The organism is Paracoccus sp. JM45 (assembly GCF_003590715.1).
Taxonomy (GTDB): domain Bacteria; phylum Pseudomonadota; class Alphaproteobacteria; order Rhodobacterales; family Rhodobacteraceae; genus Paracoccus.
Window position 1 is genome coordinate 209,216 of the sequence record NZ_QQVY01000002.1, and the last position, 18,811, is coordinate 228,026.

17 protein-coding genes are annotated in these 18,811 nt (G+C 59.9%); 12 read left to right on the forward strand and 5 right to left on the reverse strand.

The window, feature by feature from the left end; translation table 11 throughout:
* Positions 1-5: 5 nt before the first annotated feature.
* From DWB67_RS04730 to DWB67_RS04740, 3 genes are all read right to left on the reverse strand, one after another.
* A complete protein-coding gene (locus DWB67_RS04730; RefSeq protein ID WP_119806366.1) occupies positions 6-1,139 on the reverse strand; it encodes a carbohydrate ABC transporter permease in 1,134 nt (377 codons plus the stop codon).
* Entirely contained in the window at positions 1,139-2,134 is a 996-nt protein-coding gene (locus DWB67_RS04735) for a carbohydrate ABC transporter permease (RefSeq protein WP_119806367.1), read from the reverse strand. The genes DWB67_RS04730 and DWB67_RS04735 overlap by 1 nt, the downstream gene beginning before the upstream one ends.
* A 68-nt stretch (positions 2,135-2,202) precedes the next feature.
* Positions 2,203-3,558, reverse strand: a complete 1,356-nt coding sequence (locus tag DWB67_RS04740) for an ABC transporter substrate-binding protein (protein ID WP_370453567.1) — start codon at positions 3,556-3,558, stop codon at positions 2,203-2,205.
* A gap of 612 nt (positions 3,559-4,170) precedes the next feature.
* On the opposite strand from DWB67_RS04740, the gene pqqA reads away from it, so the two are divergent.
* The 5 genes from pqqA (at position 4,171) to pqqE (ending at position 7,391) form a co-directional block, all read left to right on the forward strand.
* A complete protein-coding gene (pqqA, locus tag DWB67_RS04750) occupies positions 4,171-4,263 on the forward strand; it encodes a pyrroloquinoline quinone precursor peptide PqqA (RefSeq protein WP_072296681.1) in 93 nt (30 codons plus the stop codon).
* Positions 4,264-4,337: 74 nt separating this feature from the next.
* Positions 4,338-5,219, forward strand: a complete 882-nt coding sequence (gene pqqB / locus DWB67_RS04755) for a pyrroloquinoline quinone biosynthesis protein PqqB (protein ID WP_119806369.1) — start codon at positions 4,338-4,340, stop codon at positions 5,217-5,219.
* On the forward strand, positions 5,216-5,968 hold the full coding sequence (gene pqqC, locus DWB67_RS04760) for a pyrroloquinoline-quinone synthase PqqC (RefSeq protein WP_255418556.1): 753 nt from the start codon (positions 5,216-5,218) through the stop codon (positions 5,966-5,968). Before pqqB ends, pqqC begins: the two co-directional genes overlap by 4 nt.
* Positions 5,965-6,258, forward strand: a complete 294-nt coding sequence (gene pqqD, locus DWB67_RS04765) for a pyrroloquinoline quinone biosynthesis peptide chaperone PqqD (RefSeq protein WP_119806370.1) — start codon at positions 5,965-5,967, stop codon at positions 6,256-6,258. Before pqqC ends, pqqD begins: the two co-directional genes overlap by 4 nt.
* Positions 6,255-7,391 (forward strand): pyrroloquinoline quinone biosynthesis protein PqqE, encoded by a 1,137-nt coding sequence (pqqE, locus tag DWB67_RS04770; protein WP_119806371.1) that lies wholly within the window; start codon positions 6,255-6,257, stop codon positions 7,389-7,391. The genes pqqD and pqqE overlap by 4 nt, the downstream gene beginning before the upstream one ends.
* 1 nt (position 7,392) lies before the next feature.
* Here pqqE and ubiB read toward each other — a convergent pair whose 3' ends face one another.
* Both ubiB and ubiE read right to left on the reverse strand, forming a co-directional pair.
* Positions 7,393-8,928, reverse strand: coding sequence for a 2-polyprenylphenol 6-hydroxylase (gene ubiB / locus DWB67_RS04775; protein ID WP_119806372.1), 1,536 nt, complete (start codon positions 8,926-8,928; stop codon positions 7,393-7,395).
* A 4-nt stretch (positions 8,929-8,932) separates the two neighbouring features.
* The gene (gene ubiE, locus DWB67_RS04780; RefSeq protein WP_119806373.1) at positions 8,933-9,679 is read right to left on the reverse strand and encodes a bifunctional demethylmenaquinone methyltransferase/2-methoxy-6-polyprenyl-1,4-benzoquinol methylase UbiE; all 747 of its coding nucleotides are present in this window, start codon (positions 9,677-9,679) and stop codon (positions 8,933-8,935) included.
* A 101-nt stretch (positions 9,680-9,780) separates the two neighbouring features.
* Here ubiE and mutM point away from each other — a divergent pair, with 101 nt between their 5' ends.
* From mutM to gyrB, 7 genes are all read left to right on the forward strand, one after another.
* On the forward strand, positions 9,781-10,626 hold the full coding sequence (mutM, locus tag DWB67_RS04785) for a bifunctional DNA-formamidopyrimidine glycosylase/DNA-(apurinic or apyrimidinic site) lyase (RefSeq protein ID WP_119806374.1): 846 nt from the start codon (positions 9,781-9,783) through the stop codon (positions 10,624-10,626).
* A 69-nt stretch (positions 10,627-10,695) separates the two neighbouring features.
* Positions 10,696-11,472, forward strand: coding sequence for an enoyl-CoA hydratase (locus tag DWB67_RS04790; RefSeq protein WP_119806375.1), 777 nt, complete (start codon positions 10,696-10,698; stop codon positions 11,470-11,472).
* Between the two features lie 154 nt (positions 11,473-11,626).
* Positions 11,627-11,896, forward strand: coding sequence for a 30S ribosomal protein S20 (gene rpsT, locus DWB67_RS04795; protein WP_119806376.1), 270 nt, complete (start codon positions 11,627-11,629; stop codon positions 11,894-11,896).
* Between the two features lie 564 nt (positions 11,897-12,460).
* The gene (gene dnaA / locus DWB67_RS04800) at positions 12,461-13,825 is read left to right on the forward strand and encodes a chromosomal replication initiator protein DnaA (RefSeq protein WP_182911490.1); all 1,365 of its coding nucleotides are present in this window, start codon (positions 12,461-12,463) and stop codon (positions 13,823-13,825) included.
* A 95-nt stretch (positions 13,826-13,920) separates the two neighbouring features.
* Positions 13,921-15,036, forward strand: coding sequence for a DNA polymerase III subunit beta (gene dnaN, locus DWB67_RS04805; RefSeq protein ID WP_119806378.1), 1,116 nt, complete (start codon positions 13,921-13,923; stop codon positions 15,034-15,036).
* Positions 15,033-16,109: a DNA replication/repair protein RecF gene (gene recF / locus DWB67_RS04810; protein WP_119806379.1), complete on the forward strand. Its 1,077-nt coding sequence runs from the start codon at positions 15,033-15,035 to the stop codon at positions 16,107-16,109. The genes dnaN and recF overlap by 4 nt, the downstream gene beginning before the upstream one ends.
* Before the next feature lie 139 nt (positions 16,110-16,248).
* Positions 16,249-18,687, forward strand: a complete 2,439-nt coding sequence (gyrB, locus tag DWB67_RS04815; protein WP_119806380.1) for a DNA topoisomerase (ATP-hydrolyzing) subunit B — start codon at positions 16,249-16,251, stop codon at positions 18,685-18,687.
* Positions 18,688-18,811 lie beyond the last annotated feature (124 nt).

Below are 18,811 nucleotides of genomic sequence, written 5' to 3' on the forward strand. Positions count from 1 at the left end.
TCAAGTTATCCACCTTTCACAGATCCGGCCAGCAATCCGCGGACCAAATATTTTTGCATCGCGAAGAACACCGCAAGCGGCACCGCGATCGAGATGAACGCCGAAGTTGCCAATATCTCCCATTCACCTCCTCGCGATCCCATCAGTTCGCGCAGCAGACCGGTCATCACCAGCTGTTCGCTGGTATTGCCCAGAAACACCGTGGCGATCAGCAGATCATTCCAGACCCACAGGAACTGGAAGATTGCAAAGCTGGCCAAAGCGGGGAACGACAGTGGCAGGATAATGCGGCGGAAAATCTGGAATTCGGTGGCACCATCGACGCGTGCGCTTTCGATCACCTCGCGCGGCAGGCCGATCATATAGTTTCGCAACAGATAGACCGCCAATGGCAGGCCGAAACCGGTATGGGCCAGCCAGATCCCCAGATAGCCTTTGCCGATGCCCAGATCATTGTGCAACCGCAGCAGCGGGATCAGCGCCACCTGCAAGGGCACGACCAGCAGGCCGACCACACAGGCGGTCAGCACAGCACGGCCCGGAAACTGCATCCATGCCAGCGCATAGGCCGCAAAGGCCGCAATCAGGATCGGGATGACAGTCGCGGGAATTGTCACCGTCATGGTGTTCATAAAGGCCCGCGCCAACCCGCCCGCGTTCATCACGCGGCTATAGTTTTCGGTCGTAAAGCTGGGCGGCGATGTCGTGGTCGTAAAAATCCGTTCGCCGCGCCGCATGTCGAACGGCTGGGCCGAGGTCATGACATAGCTGCCGTCCTCGGCCACGGTCAGGTTGATACCGTCATCCACCTCGACCGTGTCGCCGGGTTCATTGGCGTCGGGGGTGCGGGCATTGGTGCCCCATGACATCAGTTCCTGCGTCCCCTCCAGCGCGCTGCCTTCGATGACATACATGCCGTCGCGCTGGATCTGGTCATCGGTGGTGCCCGACCGCACGAAACCGGTTTGCACCGACCCCGAAAACGACTGCCACCAGCCCGATGTGGAAATCTGGTCGCGGTCACGGAACGACGACACGAACAGCCCGAATGTCGGAATGGTCCATAGCAGAACCAGCAAGAAGGCACAGATGTTGACCACCCACGCCAAGGACGATTTCTGTCCGGCCATGCCTTCCATCAGCGAACCTCCTTGCGGGCGTTATAGATGTTCCAGACCATGATCGGCGTCACCAGAACCATCAGGACAATCGCAATGGCAGATCCGCGCCCGTAATCGGGGGTGCCACGGAACATCCAGTCATACATCAGGTTGGCCAGCACCTGCGTGCCCCATTGGCCGTTGGTCATGACATAAACAATGTCGAACACCTTCAGCACAACGATGGTGATGGTGGTCCAGACCACGGCCAGCGTGCCCATGATTTGCGGCACCTTGATCTTGAAAAACACCTGCAAGGGCGATGCACCGTCCAGAACCGCCGCCTCGATGGTTTCTTCGGGGATGCCGCGCAGGGCCGCGGACAGGATGACCATCGCAAAGCCGGTCTGGATCCAGACCAGCACGATCATCAGGAAAAAATTGTTCCAGCCGGGAAGGGTCAGCCAGATCTGCGGCTCGATCCCGAATTTCGTCACGATCCAGTTCAGCAACCCGATCTGGGTTTCACCGGACGAACGGTATTCATAGATGAACTTCCAGATAACGCCCGCACCGACAAAGCTGATCGCCATGGGCATGAAGATCAGCGACTTGCCGATATTGCCCCATTTTATCCGGTCGGTCAGCTGCGCCGCCACCAGGCCGAACAACGTCGAAAGCGCAGGCACAACCAACAGCCACAGCATATTGTTGAACATGGATTCGCGGAATTTGTCATCGCCCATCAGCCAGACGTAATTGTCGGCCCCGACAAAGCGCGACCCGTCCGAATTGAACATCGACCGCCACAGGCTCTCGAACACGGGATAGACCAGATAGAGGCCCAGAAACAGGATTGCAGGGCCCAGAAACAGCCATGGCCGGACCATGCCGGCGCGCCGGATATTGATGCCGGCATTTTCACCTTTCGCAGGAAAGATCCGGTCCAGCAGCCAGTTCGACCCCCAGAACCATGCCACGCAACCGAACACCCCGATGGCAATCGTACTGACGGCCAGCCATAGCAGTTCCATATCCTACCCCCCTTGGATCGCGAAAAGCGCGGCAGAACAGGCTGCCGCGCCGTTTGTCATGTCGTGCATCAGTTCAAGGATGCCCATGTGTCCTGAATACGGTCCGTCACCTCTTGTGCCGAGGAACCACCGACAAAGTCGATCATGCCGGTCCAGAATGCACCTGCACCGATGGCACCGGGCATCAGGTCCGATCCGTCAAAGCGGAACACTGTCGCATCCAGCAGGATCTGGCCCATACGCTTCAGCGTTTCATCGCCGTAAGCATCGGGATTGGCACCGGTATAGGGCGTCAGGAAGCCCTTTTGCGCCATCCAGATCTCATGCGCGGCGGGGGTCTTCAGGAAATCGACAAAGGCCATGGCAGCAGGGTTGTCGGACATGACGGCAAACATCGTGCCGCCCCCCAGAACCGGCTGGCCCAGATCACCCGATGCAGGGGCGGGCATATAGAAGAAATCCGCATCCTCGCCCACGATGGTGCCTTCGGGGAAGAAGGTCGGGATAAAGCTGGCCTGACGGTGCATGTAACAGGCAGGCGGGCTGGCAAACAAACCGGCCGGACTTTCGCGGAAATCGGTCGAGCTGACGGCCCCCACGCCACCCGCGACGTAATCGGGGTTTTTGGCGAACCAGCCGAATTCATCAACCGCCGCGACGACCTTGGGGTCGTTGAACGGCATTTCATTGCTGGTCCATGCGTCGTAATCCTCGGGCGAGGACGTCCGCAGCATCAGATCTTCGACCCAATCGGTCGCGGGCCAGCCGGTCGCGCCGCCCGATCCCAGACCGATGCACCACGGCGTTTCGCCTTCCTCGGCGATCTGCTGGGTCAGGGTCTTCATATCCTCGTAGGTTTCGGGAACCTCGTATCCGGCATCCTCGAAGTTTTCAGGGACATACCAGACCAGCGATTTCACATCGGCCTTATAGGGAAAGGCGAACAGCTGTTCGGTCCCGTCCTGACCGGCATAGGTACCCAAGGCCGCCCAGCTGTCACCGGCAGCATAATTGTCCTTCAGCCACTGGCTGGTTTCATCACCCAAAGGACGCAGGAAGCCGCGCTTGGCCAGATCGGCGGCCAGTCCCGGTTGCGGAAATACGGCCATATCGGGCGGGGAACCCGCCTCGCTGTCGATGACGATCTGCTGTTCGAAGCTGTCCGAGCCGGAATAATTTGCTTTCGCACCCGTCGCATCGTTGAAATATTCGATGACCGAGGCAAAGAGTTCCTGATCGCCCCCCAGCCACGGACCAAGGATGTCAAAGCTTTCACCCTCCAGATCGGGATGGGCGGCTTTGAATTCGTCAAGACTGGCCCAATCGATGCGGTCGTCACTGCCCGGTTCGATCACCAGTTCGGCCTGCGCCATGCCAGCACCCAATGCGATGATGGCGGCGGTTGTAAATAATGTCGTTTTCAAGTCTTCCTCCCTGAACACTCCGGACCGGTAACGGCCCTGTTATCGCGAACATTCGACAGATTTGCACAAGCTGTCAAACGCTTATCATTCCCCGCTTCATTCTGTCGGGACAGAGGTCACATGCCCGACCACAATCATACAAGGGGGGTTGCCGGCTTTGCTGCGATTTTCCCGATTTACAGCACCTGCGACGTTCCGCAGGCCTTTATGTTTCGGGACAACTGCTTTTTGCAAATCCATTCGCAAGCGCTTTCAAACCGTTTCAAAATGAAAATGGCATTTCTGTCAGGGCGCACAGACCCTTGCGGCATCGGGCCACCTGATATGCGAACCGTCAACCGCAGATATCGGTTCCCTTGTGAAAACGGGCTGTGCACAATTAATTTATGTCATCGCTGAAACCTGACCGGTATCGGGGCGTTCGGATCATACGCCTTCAAGAAATGCTCACGACAAAATGATATTTGTACAATCGCTCTGCATTTCGCGGCATGTCCGGACCTGATCTGTCCCGCGCGGACGCCATCGGGGTTGATTCATCCGGCCTGCCATTTAGGTACAACCGGACACGCCGTGTTTTACCGGCGTAAAAGCAGCGAAGGAGACCATTGAATGGCCTGGAAAAAACCCACCCTGACCGAGATTGCCTGCGGCATGGAAATCAACATGTATGCACCGGCCGAGGATGAACCTGTCCTGTTCTAAGAACTGCCGGACAGGCAATGTAACGGCCCCGTCCGATATCCTCGGACGGGGCCTTTTTCATCAAGCGGGGCATAATGCGGATCATTATCTTGGGGGCGGCAGCCGGTGGCGGCTTGCCCCAGTGGAATTGCGGCTGTGACAATTGCAACGCGGCCCGCGCAGGACGCATACCCTCGCTAACGCAAAGCTCGGTCGCGGTCAGTGCGAACGGGCGGAACTGGGCGATCCTGAATGCATCCCCCGACATCCGTGTGCAGCTGGCGGCGACCCCTGCGCTGTGGCCGACCGGACCACGCGATATGCCGCTGCGGTCAGTTCTGGTGACGAACGGCGATATCGACCATGTGGCGGGGCTGTTGACGCTGCGCGAAAGCCAGTCCTATGACCTGTTCGCCACGCAGGCGATCCATGATGCGCTGGCAGCCAACCCGATGATCGGGGCTTTGCGCGCCGATCTGGTGCCGCGCCGGACAGTCGCGTTGGACCAGACCATCGATCTGGCCCCCGGCCTGACCGCGACCCTGTTTGCCGTGCCGGGCAAAGTGCCGCTTTATCAGGAACAGGGCGAGGTGCAGACCGGATTGATGGGCGAAACCACCGTGGGCATCGAACTGAAGGCGGGGGCCAAGCGGGCGTTCTATATCCCCGGCTGCGCCGATATGCCCGACTGGCTGAAGGCCCGTATCAACGGCGCCGATGCCCTGCTGTTCGACGGCACCCTGTGGGAGGATGACGAGATGATCCGCATGGGACTGGGCGTCAAAACAGGTCGCCGGATGGGCCATATGGCCGTGACCGACACGATGCCTGCGCTGGATGGGCTGACCATCGGCCAGCGGCTCTTTGTGCATATTAACAATTCGAACCCGCTCACCGATCCTGACAGTGCGCAGACCGCACAGGCTGCCGCGCAGGGCTGGCAAGTGGGGCGCGACGGAATGGAAATTACGCTGTGAACAACATTCAGGACCAACCGCAATCGCGCGAAGACTTCGAGGCTCGGCTGCGCGCCATCGGTGCCGAAAGATACCACGACCGCCATCCCTTCCATACGCGCCTGCACGGCGGCGACTGCACCCCTGACGAGGTTCGGGCATGGGTGATCAACCGCTGGATGTACCAGTCGCGCATCCCGATGAAGGACGCCGCCTTTATGTCCCGCGTCGAGGACCCCGACCTGCGCCGCGCATGGCGCAAACGCATCGTCGATCATGATGGCGAGGTGTCCGAGGGCGGTGGCATCCGGCGCTGGCTGGCACTGGCCCAAGGCGTTGGTCTGGACCCCGATTATGTGGCCAGCGGTGTCGGCATCATGCCCGCCACCCGTTTTGCTGTGGATGCCTATGTCCGCTTTGTCCGCGACATGCCGCTGCTGGATGCCGTCGCCTCCAGCCTGACGGAACTGTTTGCGCCGAAAATCCATGCCCAGCGCATCGAAGGCCTGCTGGCGCATTACGATTTCGCCGATGACAGCAGCCTGTCCTATTTCCGCAAACGCCTGGACGAGGCACCGGACGATGTCGCCTTTGGGCTGGATTACGTTCTGACCCATGCCAATACCCGCGAAAAGCAGGATGCGGCAGCGGCGGCCCTGACTTTCAAGACCGATGTTCTGTGGGCGCAGCTGGATGCGCTGTGGAACGGCTATGTCATGGGCAACATTCCCTTGGGCGCATGGAAGCCCGGCGAAGGGATGCTGGCATGACGCCCCTGATCACGGCGCAGGACATCCCCTATCTGCCGCGCGGCGTGCGCCTGCAGGACGACCGCCTGCGCGGCATCCGCGTTTTGCAGGCCCCCGAACGCGCCATGCAACTGGACCAGATCGGCGACGCGATCCTTGGTGAATTGGACGGTGCGCGCAGCCTGGACCAGATCACCCGTAATCTGGCCGCACGCTATGACGCGCCGGTCGAGGAAATCGCAGGCGACGTGCGTGATTTCCTGATCGGACTGATCGAACGCCGCATGGTATTTATACGAGAGGCTGCATGAAAGATCTTCCCCGACAGCCACAGGACATCGACGGCAACCCCGTAACGGCGGGACTGCCCATGGCGATGCTGGCTGAAATCACCCACCGCTGTCCGCTTGCCTGCCCCTATTGCTCGAACCCCGTTGATCTGATTCGCGCAAAATCCGAAATCAGCGCCGATGATTGGGGGCGCGTGTTCCGTCAGGCGGCTGATCTGGGGGTGTTGCAGGTTCATATTTCCGGCGGCGAACCCGGTGCACGGCGCGATCTGGCGCAGATCGTGGCACATGCGCGGGATGCGGGGCTTTATGTGAACCTGATCACATCGGGCATCGGCATCACCCGCGACCGACTGCTGGAACTGGACGCGGCGGGGGTCGATCATGTCCAGCTGTCATTGCAAGGCATTCGTCCCGACATGGCCGACCGTATCAGCGGCCATCCGGGGTCGTGGGACAAGAAGATGGGTTTCGCCGATTGGGTCACGGAAATCGGCTTTCCGCTGACCATCAATGCCGTCGTCCATCGCCAGAACATGGACCGCCTGCCCGACATGCTGGAACTGGCGGAACGTCTTGGTGCCCGCCGGATCGAGGTGGCGACTGTCCAGTTCCACGGATGGGCCGATCTGAACCGCAAGGCGCTGATGCCGACGCGCGAACAGGCCGCCATGACACGACAGATCGTCAACGAAGCCCGCATCCGCCTGCGCGGGAAAATGGTCATCGACTATGTCCCCGCTGACCACCATGCGGTCTATCCCAAAGCCTGCATGGGGGGCTGGGGCGCGCTTGGGCTGAATGTCGGGCCGGATGGCACCGTGCTGCCCTGCCACGCCGCGCAGTCGATCAAATGGATGGAGTTTGAAAACGTTCAGGACCACAACCTGTCCGATATCTGGCATCTATCCGACAGCTTTAATGCCTTTCGGGGCACAGAATGGATGCCCGAACCCTGCGTCAGCTGTGACCGGAAGAACGTGGACTTCGGTGGCTGCCGTTGTCAGGCAATGGCCTTGGCAGGGGACGCGCGGGCAACCGATCCGGTCTGTTCCAAATCACCACTACATGCGCAGATCGTGGCACGCGCCGAGGCAGATGCATCTGCCGAAACCACGGAATTCGTCTATCGGCGGATGTCCAAGCAGGGTTAGATCAGCCCAGCCCCAATCCGATACCTGCCCCAGCAGCCAAGGCCAGCACAGCCACCAGCCACAGCGGAACCGAGGGTTTGGGCTGGACCACGGTCAGACGCGCCTCTTCGGGGTGTGCGCGTTCCCACAGAGCCTGTTCGACAATGCGGGGCATCAACGGGCCATAGCGGCCGAGGGTTTGCACCACCGTTGTCAGATCCTGAAGCGCGGCCTTGGGACCGATGCTGCCTTTGATATAATCCGAGACAACCGGCTTGGCGGCATCCCAGATGTTCAGCTGCGGGTCCAGCGAACGGGCCACGCCTTCGACGACGACCATGGTGCGTTGCAACAGGATCAGTTCGGTGCGGGTTGGCATGCCGAAACGCTCGGTCACCTCGAACAGATAGGACAGCAGGTTGGCCATGCTGATGCGGCTGGCATCGGCACCAAAGATCGGTTCGCCCACGGCACGCAATGCGCGGGCAAAGGCAGCCTCGTCGCGGTCGCGCGGGACATAGCCCGCCTCGAAGTGGACGCGGGCGACACGGCGGTAATCGCGCTGGATAAAGCCGTAAAGAATCTCGGCATAGATGCGGCGGGTGTATTCGTCGATTTCCCCCATGATGCCGAAATCATAGGCGATGACATCGCCGTTTGCCGCCACCTTCAGATTGCCATGATGCATATCAGCATGGAAAAAACCGTCACGCAGGGCATGGGACAAGAACAGCTGCATCACCTTGCGGGCCAGCGCCGTCGTGTCATGTCCGGCGGCGATCAATGCGTCACGGTCGCCCATCGGCAGGCCTTCGGCCCAATCGGCGGTCAGAACGCTGCGCGATGAAAAGGCCCAATGCGGCAAGGGAATCTGGAAACCGGTATCGGTGGCAGTGTTTTCACCGAATTCGGATGCGGCAGCCGCTTCCAGCCGCAGGTCCTGTTCCCCGATGACGGTCTTTTCGAAATGGTTGACCACATCGCGGGGACGCAAGCGGCGGGTGCCGGGCGACAGCATCTCGATAAAGCGGGCGCCAAAGTGGAAAGCGTCGATATCGCGCCGGAAGGCCGCACCGATTCCGGGACGCACGACCTTGACGGCAACCTCTTGCCCCGAATGGCGCAGCTTTGCGCGGTGGACCTGCGCGATCGAGGCGGCAGCCACCGGTTCGGAAAATTCGGAAAAGATTTCATCGACGGGATGGCGCAATTCGCTGGCAATGACCTGTTTGGCAATATCAGTCGGGAATGGCGGCAGCCGGTCCTGCAACATCCGCAGCTGGCCGGCCAGTTCGGGGCCGACCACATCGGCGCGCGTCGACATGATCTGACCGAATTTGATATAGGCAGGCCCCAATGCCGTAATGGCACGCGTGATCGGCGGCAGGGTCGGATCGCCCTTATAGCCCAGCCAGCGGAACGGCCACCCCAAGACCCGTGCCGCGACACGCACACGGACAGGTGCCTCGACCGCGTCCAGCACAGCCTCCATCGCGCCGGTGCGTTCGAAGGTGGCACCGGTGCGGATCAGGCGCAGGATATTATGGGGGCCGCGCATATGATTACAACTTCCAGCCGGAATGCAGGGCGGCAATGCCCATCGACAGATTGCGGTATTGGACCCGTCCGAAACCCGCATCGCGGATCATCTGGGCAAAGGTTTCCTGATCGGGGAAGCGGCGGATCGATTCGACCAGATACTGATAGCTGTCGCGATCCCCCGTCACCGCCTTGCCCATCGCCGGAATGACGTTGAAGCTGTAGCGGTCATAGGCCCATTGCATCGCGGGCACGGGAATCTGGCTGAATTCCAGCACCAGCAGACGGCCACCGGGTTTCAGGACACGTCGCGCCTCGGCCAGCGCATCGGGGATGCGGGTCACGTTGCGGATGCCGAAGCTGATTGTATAGCGGTCAAAGGTCGCATCCGCGAAAGGCAGCGCCATCGCATCACCCGTCACCCATGACAGGCGGTCGGCCTTATCCACGGCATCGGCGCGCTTGCGGCCTTCCACCAGCATGGATTCGGTCATATCGCAAACCGTCACCCGTGCATCAGGCGCACGATCCAGAAAGCGGAAGGCCACGTCGCCGGTCCCGCCAGCAACGTCCAGCAGATGCTGGCCATTGCGCGGGGCCAGCCAATCCATCATCGACGTCTTCCAGACGCGGTGGATGCCCACGCTCATCAAATCGTTCATCACGTCATAACGTGACGCGACGCTGGAAAACACCTCATGGACCATGCCGGCCTTGGCGTTTTCGTCTACTGTCTTGAAACCGAAATGTGTTGTTTTTGAATCCGTCATCGCGCTTGCCGTTTACCCGTTCCATTGCCAGATAAGTCCGGCCAGCCGCTGGCACAATGACCGTGATGCGCCACAGGTGCAATGCGACGAAAGGAACCCCGTTGCCCGAATTGCCAGAAGTAGAGACTGTCCGCCGTGGTTTGCTGCCCCATCTGGAGGGTGCGCGCATCGCCCGCGCCGAGGTCCGCCGCCCTGATCTGCGTTGGCCCATGCCGCCCGATCTGGTGCAGGTGATGACCGGTGCGGTCGTGACGTCGCTGCGGCGGCGGTCGAAATATCTGCTGGCCGATCTGGACCGTGGCGGCAGCGTGCTGTGGCATCTGGGCATGTCGGGCCGGATGCTGGTCGAGGGCGCAGGCCTTGCAGGGTTTCACCGCGATCCGGGCGTAATTGCGCGGCATGACCATGTTGTGCTGACCACGGATGCGGGCACCACCATCACCTTCAACGATGCCCGCCGTTTCGGCATGGTCGATCTGATCCGCGAAGGGGAATCACATCCGCTACTGGACCATCTGGGACCGGAACCCTTTGATGACATCTTTACCCCCGACTATCTGGCCAGCCGTCTGGCGGGGCGCCGCCTGCCGGTCAAACAGGCACTGCTGGACCAGAAGATCGTCGCGGGTCTTGGTAACATCTATGTCAGCGAATCTCTGTGGCGGGCAGGCATAGATCCGCGTGTCCTGTCAGGCAGCATCGACATTACGCGGCTGGCGGTTCTGGTCGGCCATATCCGCGACGTGCTGACCGATGCCATCGCTGCGGGCGGGTCGTCCCTGCGCGACCACCGTCAGGCCAGTGGCGAATTGGGCTATTTCCAGCACAGTTTCCGTGTCTATGACCGCGCGGGACAGCCTTGTCTGCGTGATGGATGTGACGGCACAATCACGCGAATCGTGCAATCGGGGCGGTCAAGTTTCTATTGCCCAAGCTGTCAGCGCTGAACGCTTGGATTTCTTGCATACAAGCTGATAGGACTGGGCGAATTCAAATTGGCAACGAGGTCCAAGCCCATGGCTTTTGAAACCATCATCGTGGAGATCGAGGACGAGGTCGCCCTGATCCGGCTGAACCGTCCCGAAGCGCTGAACGCGCTGAACGCCACGCTTCTGGACGAGCTGTCTTCGGCCTTGGCCGAGGCCGACCGAAACGACAAGGTCCGTTGTATTGTCCTGACCGGCAGCGAAAAAGCTTTCGCCGCAGGTGCCGACATCAAGGAAATGTCGCAAAAATCCTTCGTCGAGGTCTATGAACAGGACCTGTTCGGCGCGCAGATCGAAAAGATCACCCGCGTCCGCAAGCCGGTCATCGCGGCTGTCAGCGGCTATGCCCTGGGCGGCGGCTGTGAACTGGCAATGGTCTGCGATTTCATCATCTGCGCGGAAAACGCCAAATTCGGTCAGCCCGAGATCAATCTGGGTGTCTGCGCCGGTATCGGCGGCACCCAGCGCCTGACACGATTCGTCGGCAAGTCGAAAGCAATGGAAATGAACCTGACCGGTCGCTTTATGGATGCCGCCGAAGCGGAACGTTCGGGTCTGGTCAGCCGAGTCGTTCCGACGCCGAAGCTGATTCCCGAAGCCATGTCCACCGCGCGCAAGATTGCCGAAAAATCGCAGGTCGCCGTCAAGACGGTCAAAGAATCGGTCAACCGTGCCTATGAAACGACCCTGCACGAGGGTCTTTTGTTCGAACGCCGCGCCTTTCATGCGCTGTTTGCGACCGAAGACCAGAAGGAAGGCATGGCCGCTTTCCTTGAAAAACGTGAAGCGCAGTTCCGCGATCGCTGAAAAGGGTTTCCTTTTTACGCCCCATGTCCTATAGGCCCTCCCTTACATGCGTGTGGGCCCGCTTAGGCAAGAATCATGACCGTTCCTTTCGGGGGGCGGAGCCATGGGGCTTTTGCGCAATTGAAATGCAACTGACCCGTTAGGATTCTGACCCATGGCAAATACGCCCCAGTCGAAAAAACGCGCCCGCCAGACCGAGCGTCGCACCGACATCAACAAAGCACGCCGTTCGCGCATCCGCACCTATCTGCGTAAAGTCGAAGAAGCGATCGCCAGCGGCAACGCCGATGTGGCACGCGAAGCCCTGAAAAACGCCCAGCCCGAACTGATGCGTGGCGTCACCAAAGGCGTCATCCACAAGAACACCGCATCGCGTAAAGTGTCGCGTTTGTCGGCACGCGTCAAAGCCCTTTCGGCTGCCTGATTCTTGCCCCTTCGGGGGACAGAATATCCAGACATATGGCTGACATAAGGCCAGGAACGACAAGATCGGGTGCAGGCATATGCCTTGCGCCCGATCTGCATTTATAGCCCCCAGAAAAGTCAAAAAACCTTTTAAAATCAAGGTGATTTTATTTTTTGTCTTTGGAGTCAAAGGGCTCGCAGATTCGATTTCACCAAGTTGCTGTCAAGCGCATAGTTCGGTTGCAGCGGCCATCAAGCTGGGGCTAATTTCCATCTTGCGATTCACGTCGCTGAAGGGGACGGGTCGGACCTCGGGGTCGGTATTTACCGATCCGGAAAACGGCCGGGTCACGAAGCTTGAGAGACTCTCTTTCTTCCGCCCTCGGGTTCTGGACTGTCGGCTGCCATCGGCTGTCGCTGAACCTGTGTCTGTGAACTGAAGAACGGGCTGACGCCCTCCATGCGACCGAATCGTTCGGACGCAAGGGTGCCCTGTTTTTCTGTGTTACAGCCCTTGGTTGCGTGAATGATGTTCCGCCGGATCGCCCGGCGGAATTTGGGGACAGGCACGGGATAACGGAAGATGATGGACAAGATCTGGGGTCAGGCATGTGCCGAGCTGGAAAACAGCGTTGGGCCGAACAACTATAACCACTGGATCAAGCCGCTTCGCCTTGCCTCCATCGACGAAGGTGCTGCCAGCTTTGTCAGTCCGACGCGCTTCATCTCGGATTGGGTGAACCGCCATTTCGCCAAAGAGATCATGACCGTTCTGAACCGCTGCGGCGCCACGGTCGAACGTTTGCGCTTTGACGTCGGCAGTGCGGCCGCACGCCCTGCAGCGCAGGCCACAGCCCCCGCAGATACCCCCGCACAAGCCCCTACTGCCCGCGTGGCCCCGCGTGCCGATCTGGGCGCGCCGCTGGACCCGCGCTATACCTTCAGCAATTTCGTCGTCGGCAAACCGAACGAGCTGGCCCATGCCGCCGCCCGTCGTGTGGCCGAAGGTGGCCCTGTCGGCTTTAACCCGCTGTTTCTTTATGGTGGCGTCGGTCTGGGCAAGACCCACCTGATGCATGCCATCGCCCGCGATTATCAAACCAACCACCCTTCGGCACAGGTGCTGTATCTGTCTGCCGAACAATTCATGTACCGATTCGTGCAAGCCTTGCGCGAAAGCACGATCATGGATTTCAAAAGCATGTTCCGGAATGTGAACATGCTGATGGTCGATGACGTGCAGTTCATCGCCGGCAAGGACAGCACGCAGGAAGAGTTTTTCCACACGTTCAACGCGCTTGTCGATCAGGGCAAACAGATCATCATTTCAGCCGACCGCGCGCCTGCCGAAATCAAGGGGCTTGAGGAACGCATCAAGTCGCGCCTGTCTTGCGGTCTGATCGTAGATCTGCACCCTACGACCTATGAATTGCGTCTGGGCATCCTTCAGGCCAAAACGGCAGCCTTCCGCGCCCAGCAGGCGGATCTGGAAATCGGAGCCGGCGTGCTAGAGTTTCTGGCGCATCGAATCACCACCAACGTCCGCGTGCTGGAAGGCGCGTTACAGCGTTTGTTCGCCCATGCCAGCCTGCTGCGCCGCGAAATCACGCTGGAAGTCGCGCAGGAATGTCTGGCCGACATCCTTCGCACCAATGACCGCAAGATCAATATCGACGACATCCAGCGCAAGGTCGCCGAACATTACAACATCCGTCTGGCCGATATGATGGGGCCAAAGCGCACCCGCAACGTCGCCCGTCCCCGCCAGATCGCCATGTATCTGTCCAAACAGCTGACCAGCCGGTCGCTGCCGGAAATTGGACGCCGCTTCGGTGGCCGCGATCACACCACCATCATGCATGGTGTCCGCAAGATCGAGGAACTGATTATCGACGACAGCGCCATGTCCGAAGATATCGCCGTTCTGAAGCGAATGCTGGAAGCGTAATCACATCCTCACGTTATTCTTGTGACCGCCCGCGCGGGCGGTTACACATCAGGTCCGACAAACCGGCCGATGCGCCTGAATGACAGGGGAAGCTTATGAAATTCTCGATCGAGCGCGCCGTGCTGGTCAAGGCCGTATCGCAGGCCCAATCCATCGTCGAACGTCGCAACACCATTCCGATCCTTGCCAACGTGCTGATCGAAACGACGGAAAGCGGCGTCAGCTTCCGTGCCACCGATCTGGACACCGAGGTCGTGGACCTGTCGGCCGCACAGGTCGAACGCCCCGGATCGACCACCGTCAGCGCCGTCATGTTGAACGAGATTTCGCGCAAGCTGCCCGATGGCGCCTTGGTGCAGATCAGCGCCGATGACGCGGGACGCCTGTCGGTTCAGGCGGGACGTTCGAATTTCAGCCTTGCGACCCTGCCGCGCGACGATTTTCCGGTCATGGCAAATTCGGAATATAGCGCAACCTTCAAGGCACCTGCAAAATTGCTGCGCCGCCTGTTCGACAAATCGAAATTCGCCATTTCGACCGAGGAAACGCGGTATTATCTGAACGGCGTCTATATGCATGTCGCCAAATCGGATGACGGTCTGGCCCTGCGTTGTGTGGCGACGGACGGTCACCGCCTTGCGCGGATCGACGCCCCACTGCCCATCGGTGCCGAAGAAATGCCCGGCGTGATCGTGCCGCGCAAGACCGTCGGCGAATTGCGCAAGCTGCTGGATGACGATGATGCCGAAATCACCGTCTCGGTCAGTGAAACCAAGATCCGTTTTGCCACGGCCACCATTACGCTGACCTCGAAGGTTATCGACGGGACGTTCCCCGATTACACCCGTGTCATCCCGCAAAACAACACCCGCAAGCTGGAAGTCGACGCCACCGATTTCGCCCGCGCGGTTGATCGTGTTGCCACGGTCAGCAGCGAACGGTCGCGCGCGGTCAAGCTGTCGCTGGACGCCGATAAACTGGTTCTATCGGTCAACGCCCCCGATTCGGGCGCAGCCGAGGAAGAGCTGGTCGTCGCTTATGCCGACGAACCGCTGGAAATCGGTTTCAACGCGAAATACCTGCAGGAAATTGCCAATCAGGTGGATCGCGACAATGCGGTCTTCCTGTTCAACAGCTCGGGTGATGCGGCCCTGATCCGTGAGGGCAGCGACCTTAGCGCCGTCTATGTCGTCATGCCGATGCGCGTTTGACGCTAACACGTCTTTCCCTTGCCCAGTTCAGGTCATGGCCACGGCTGGACCTGAATCTGGGCAAGGAACCTTTGGCCGTGTTCGGGCCGAACGGGTCGGGTAAAACCAATATTCTGGAAGCCGTGTCCATGCTGGCACCGGGCCGCGGGTTGCGATCTGCCCCTGCACTCGAACAGGCGCTGAAGGGCAAAGCGGCCGGTTGGCGGATTGACGCGACCCTGGGCGACCATCAGATCCGCACACAAGCCCCGCCCGACCAGACCCGCAATGTCGCCATCGACGATAAAACGGTGCCGCAAACCGCGCTGGCCCGTCTGGTTCGGGTCATCTGGCTGGTCCCTTCAATGGACCGTCTGTGGACCGAATCCCCCGAAGGACGCCGCCGGTTTCTGGACCGCGTGACCCTGTCGCTGATGCCCGATCATGCCGATCTGGCGCTGGCCTATGACAAGGCGATGCGCGAAAGGAACCGTCTGTTGCGCGACCAGATCAGCGATGTGGGATGGTACCGCGCGCTGGAAGGTCAAATGGCCGAAGCTGGCGCCGCCCTGACCCGCAACCGCCAATCCGCCATCGCGGCGATTATGGCGTCCCAAGGCACCCATGATGCATTTCCCGCCGCCACGCTGACCCTTCTTGCGGGCGAAGGCCATGCCGATGACGCGGATGCGGAAAGTATCGCTGCGCGGATGGCCGCCATGCGCCCGCGCGATCTGGCCGCAGGTCGCAGTCTGACGGGACCGCATCGGGCCGATCTGGGCGCAACATGGGGGCCGCAGGATATGCCAGCCGCCTTGTCATCGACCGGCGAACAAAAAGCGTTACTGCTGTCGCTGATCCTGGCCAATGCACGAGCCCTGGCCGACCAGCCGGTGCTTTTGCTGCTGGACGAGGTGGCCGCCCATCTGGACGCCGACCGCCGCGCCGCCCTTTACGACCTGATCTGCACCCTCCCCGCACAAAGCCTGCTGACCGGAACCGGACCGGAACTTTTCAGCGATTTGGGCAGCCGCGCGCGCCATCTGGCGGTTGAAAAAACCGATGGAAAATCAGGAACCGTGCCTCTGGATTGACCCTGCCAGCGGACAGCCGCCATTTGACTGCCCCAAAACGGTGAAAAACCCGCTGAAAACGGGGAAATAGCCCGCCAAAGCCGTGACTTTGCCGCGCAGAGCGCCTATACCAAGACAAGACGAACAGGAAGCCCGACGCATGACCGATACAGCCACCCAGCCTGCCGAATATGGTGCCGATTCTATCAAGGTTCTTAAGGGACTAGAGGCGGTCCGCAAACGGCCCGGCATGTATATTGGCGATACGGATGACGGCTCCGGCCTGCATCACATGGTCTATGAGGTCGTGGATAACGGCATCGACGAGGCTTTGGCCGGTCACGCCGACTTTGTGAACGTCAAAATCCACGCCGACAGCAGCGTCAGCGTGCGCGACAACGGTCGCGGCATTCCGGTCGACATGCATGCCGGCGAAGGCGTCAGCGCAGCCGAGGTTATCATGACCCAGCTGCACGCGGGCGGTAAGTTCGACCAGAACAGCTATAAGGTTTCGGGTGGTTTGCACGGCGTGGGCGTGTCGGTTGTGAACGCGCTGTCGGAATGGCTGGAATTGCGCATCTGGCGCAATGGCAAGGAATATTACGTCCGCTTCGAACATGGCGACACGGTCGAATCCCTGCGCGAGGTTGGCGATGCCAAGCCCGGCGAAAAGGGAACCGAGGTGCGCTTTCTTGCCTCGGCCAAGACCAACCGGCCTGACGGGACGTTCAGCAATCTGGACTATGTCTTCAAGACGCTTGAAAACCGCCTGCGTGAACTGGCCTTCCTGAACAGCGGCGTCCGTATCATTCTGGAAGATGAACGCTCTGCCGAAGTCCAACGGACCGAGCTTTATTACGATGGCGGCGTTCGCGAATTTGTCAAATATCTGGACCGGTCGAAAACCGCCGTCATGCCCGAACCGATCTTTATGACCGGCGAAAAGAACGGCATCGGGGTCGAGGTCGCGATGTGGTGGAACGACAGCTATCACGAAACGGTCCTGCCCTTTACCAACAACATCCCGCAGCGCGATGGCGGCACGCATATGGCGGGCTTTCGTGGTGCGCTGACCCGTGTGATCGGCAAATATGCGCAAGACAGCGGCATCGCGAAAAAAGAAAAGGTCGATTTCACCGGCGATGATGCCCGTGAAGGCCTGACCTGCGTCTTGTCGGTCAAAGTGCCGGACCCCAAGTTCTCGTCCCAGACCAAAGACAAGCTGGTATCCTCCGAGGTGCGTCCCGCCGTCGAAGGTCTGGTCGGTGAAAAGCTGGCCGAATGGTTCGAGGAAAACCCGACCGAGGCCCGCCAGATTGTCGGCAAAATCATCGAGGCCGCCTTGGCCCGCGAAGCAGCCCGCAAGGCACGCGAACTAACCCGCCGCAAGACCGCGATGGATATCGCGTCCCTGCCCGGCAAACTGGCGGATTGTCAGGAAAAAGACCCCGCCCTGTCCGAATTGTTCATCGTCGAGGGTGACTCGGCGGGTGGTTCGGCCAAACAGGGGCGGTCACGCCAGAATCAGGCCGTTCTGCCCTTGCGCGGTAAGATCCTGAACGTGGAACGCGCCCGTTTCGACCGGATGCTGGGCAGCGAACAGATCGGCACGCTGATCACCGCATTGGGCACTGGCATCGGCCGCGACGAATTCAGCCTGAAGAAGCTGCGCTACCATAAAATCGTCATCATGACCGATGCCGATGTCGATGGCGCGCACATCCGCACGTTGTTGCTGACCTTCTTCTTCCGCCAGATGCCGGAACTTATCGAAGGCGGGCATTTGTATATCGCGCAGCCGCCCTTGTACAAAGTGGGCCGTGGCCGGTCCGAGGTTTATCTGAAAAACGAAGCGGCGCTGGAAGAATATCTGGTGCAGCAGGGCGTCGAAGGCGCGGCCCTGCGCCTTGCCTCGGGTGAGGAAATCACCGGAAACGACCTGACCCGCGTGGTCGAGGAAGCCCGCGCTGCACGCCGTCTCCTGCGGCAGTATCCGACACATTATCCACCCCATATCACCGAACAGGCTGCGATCGCCGGCGCATTGCGCACGGGGCGGGTGGACAGTGATCCGCAGGGTGTTGCCGATGATATTGCGGCACGTCTGGACCTGATTGCCGAAGAATACGAACGCGGCTGGCAGGGTCGTCCGACGCAGGACGAAGGCATCCACCTGTCGCGCATGCTGCGCGGCGTTGAAGAAAGCCGTGTGCTGGACGGTCAGATGCTGCGCAGTGGCGAAAGCCGCCGTCTGGGCGAAATGACCCAGGCCTTGCAGGATATCTATGCCAAGCCTGCACGTCTGATCCGCAAGGATCGTGATCAGCCAATCTATGGACCGTTGGGTCTGTTGCAGGCCATCTTCCTTGAGGGGGAAAAAGGGCTGTCGCTGCAACGCTATAAAGGCTTGGGTGAAATGAACCCCGAACAGCTGTGGGAAACCACACTTGATCCCGTCGCCCGCACCATGCTGCAAGTGCGAATCGAAGATGTCGCCGAGGCCGAGGATCTGTTTACAAAGCTGATGGGCGATATTGTGGAGCCACGCCGCGAGTTTATTCAGCAAAACGCCCTGAATGTTGAGAATCTGGACACTTAATCCAGCCTCTCTTGACATTTGTTGCACATTTGGCACGTATGTTAGCCCATTTTGTGGGGTCGATCGAGTTTAAGTCGTGGTTTTATTTGCCCGCATAGGGTGAATGTGTGTATCCGGATGGTAA

Coding starts and splice junctions, on each gene's coding strand:
- DWB67_RS04730 (WP_119806366.1), bottom strand. CDS start 1,139: ATGGAAGGCATGGCCGGACAGAAATCGTCCTTGGCGTGGGTGGTCAAC.
- DWB67_RS04735 (WP_119806367.1), bottom strand. CDS start 2,134: ATGGAACTGCTATGGCTGGCCGTCAGTACGATTGCCATCGGGGTGTTC.
- pqqA (WP_072296681.1), top strand. CDS start 4,171: ATGGCCTGGAAAAAACCCACCCTGACCGAGATTGCCTGCGGCATGGAA.
- pqqB (WP_119806369.1), top strand. CDS start 4,338: ATGCGGATCATTATCTTGGGGGCGGCAGCCGGTGGCGGCTTGCCCCAG.
- pqqD (WP_119806370.1), top strand. CDS start 5,965: ATGACGCCCCTGATCACGGCGCAGGACATCCCCTATCTGCCGCGCGGC.
- pqqE (WP_119806371.1), top strand. CDS start 6,255: ATGAAAGATCTTCCCCGACAGCCACAGGACATCGACGGCAACCCCGTA.
- ubiB (WP_119806372.1), bottom strand. CDS start 8,928: ATGCGCGGCCCCCATAATATCCTGCGCCTGATCCGCACCGGTGCCACC.
- ubiE (WP_119806373.1), bottom strand. CDS start 9,679: ATGACGGATTCAAAAACAACACATTTCGGTTTCAAGACAGTAGACGAA.
- DWB67_RS04790 (WP_119806375.1), top strand. CDS start 10,696: ATGGCTTTTGAAACCATCATCGTGGAGATCGAGGACGAGGTCGCCCTG.
- rpsT (WP_119806376.1), top strand. CDS start 11,627: ATGGCAAATACGCCCCAGTCGAAAAAACGCGCCCGCCAGACCGAGCGT.
- dnaA (WP_182911490.1), top strand. CDS start 12,461: ATGATGGACAAGATCTGGGGTCAGGCATGTGCCGAGCTGGAAAACAGC.
- dnaN (WP_119806378.1), top strand. CDS start 13,921: ATGAAATTCTCGATCGAGCGCGCCGTGCTGGTCAAGGCCGTATCGCAG.
- gyrB (WP_119806380.1), top strand. CDS start 16,249: ATGACCGATACAGCCACCCAGCCTGCCGAATATGGTGCCGATTCTATC.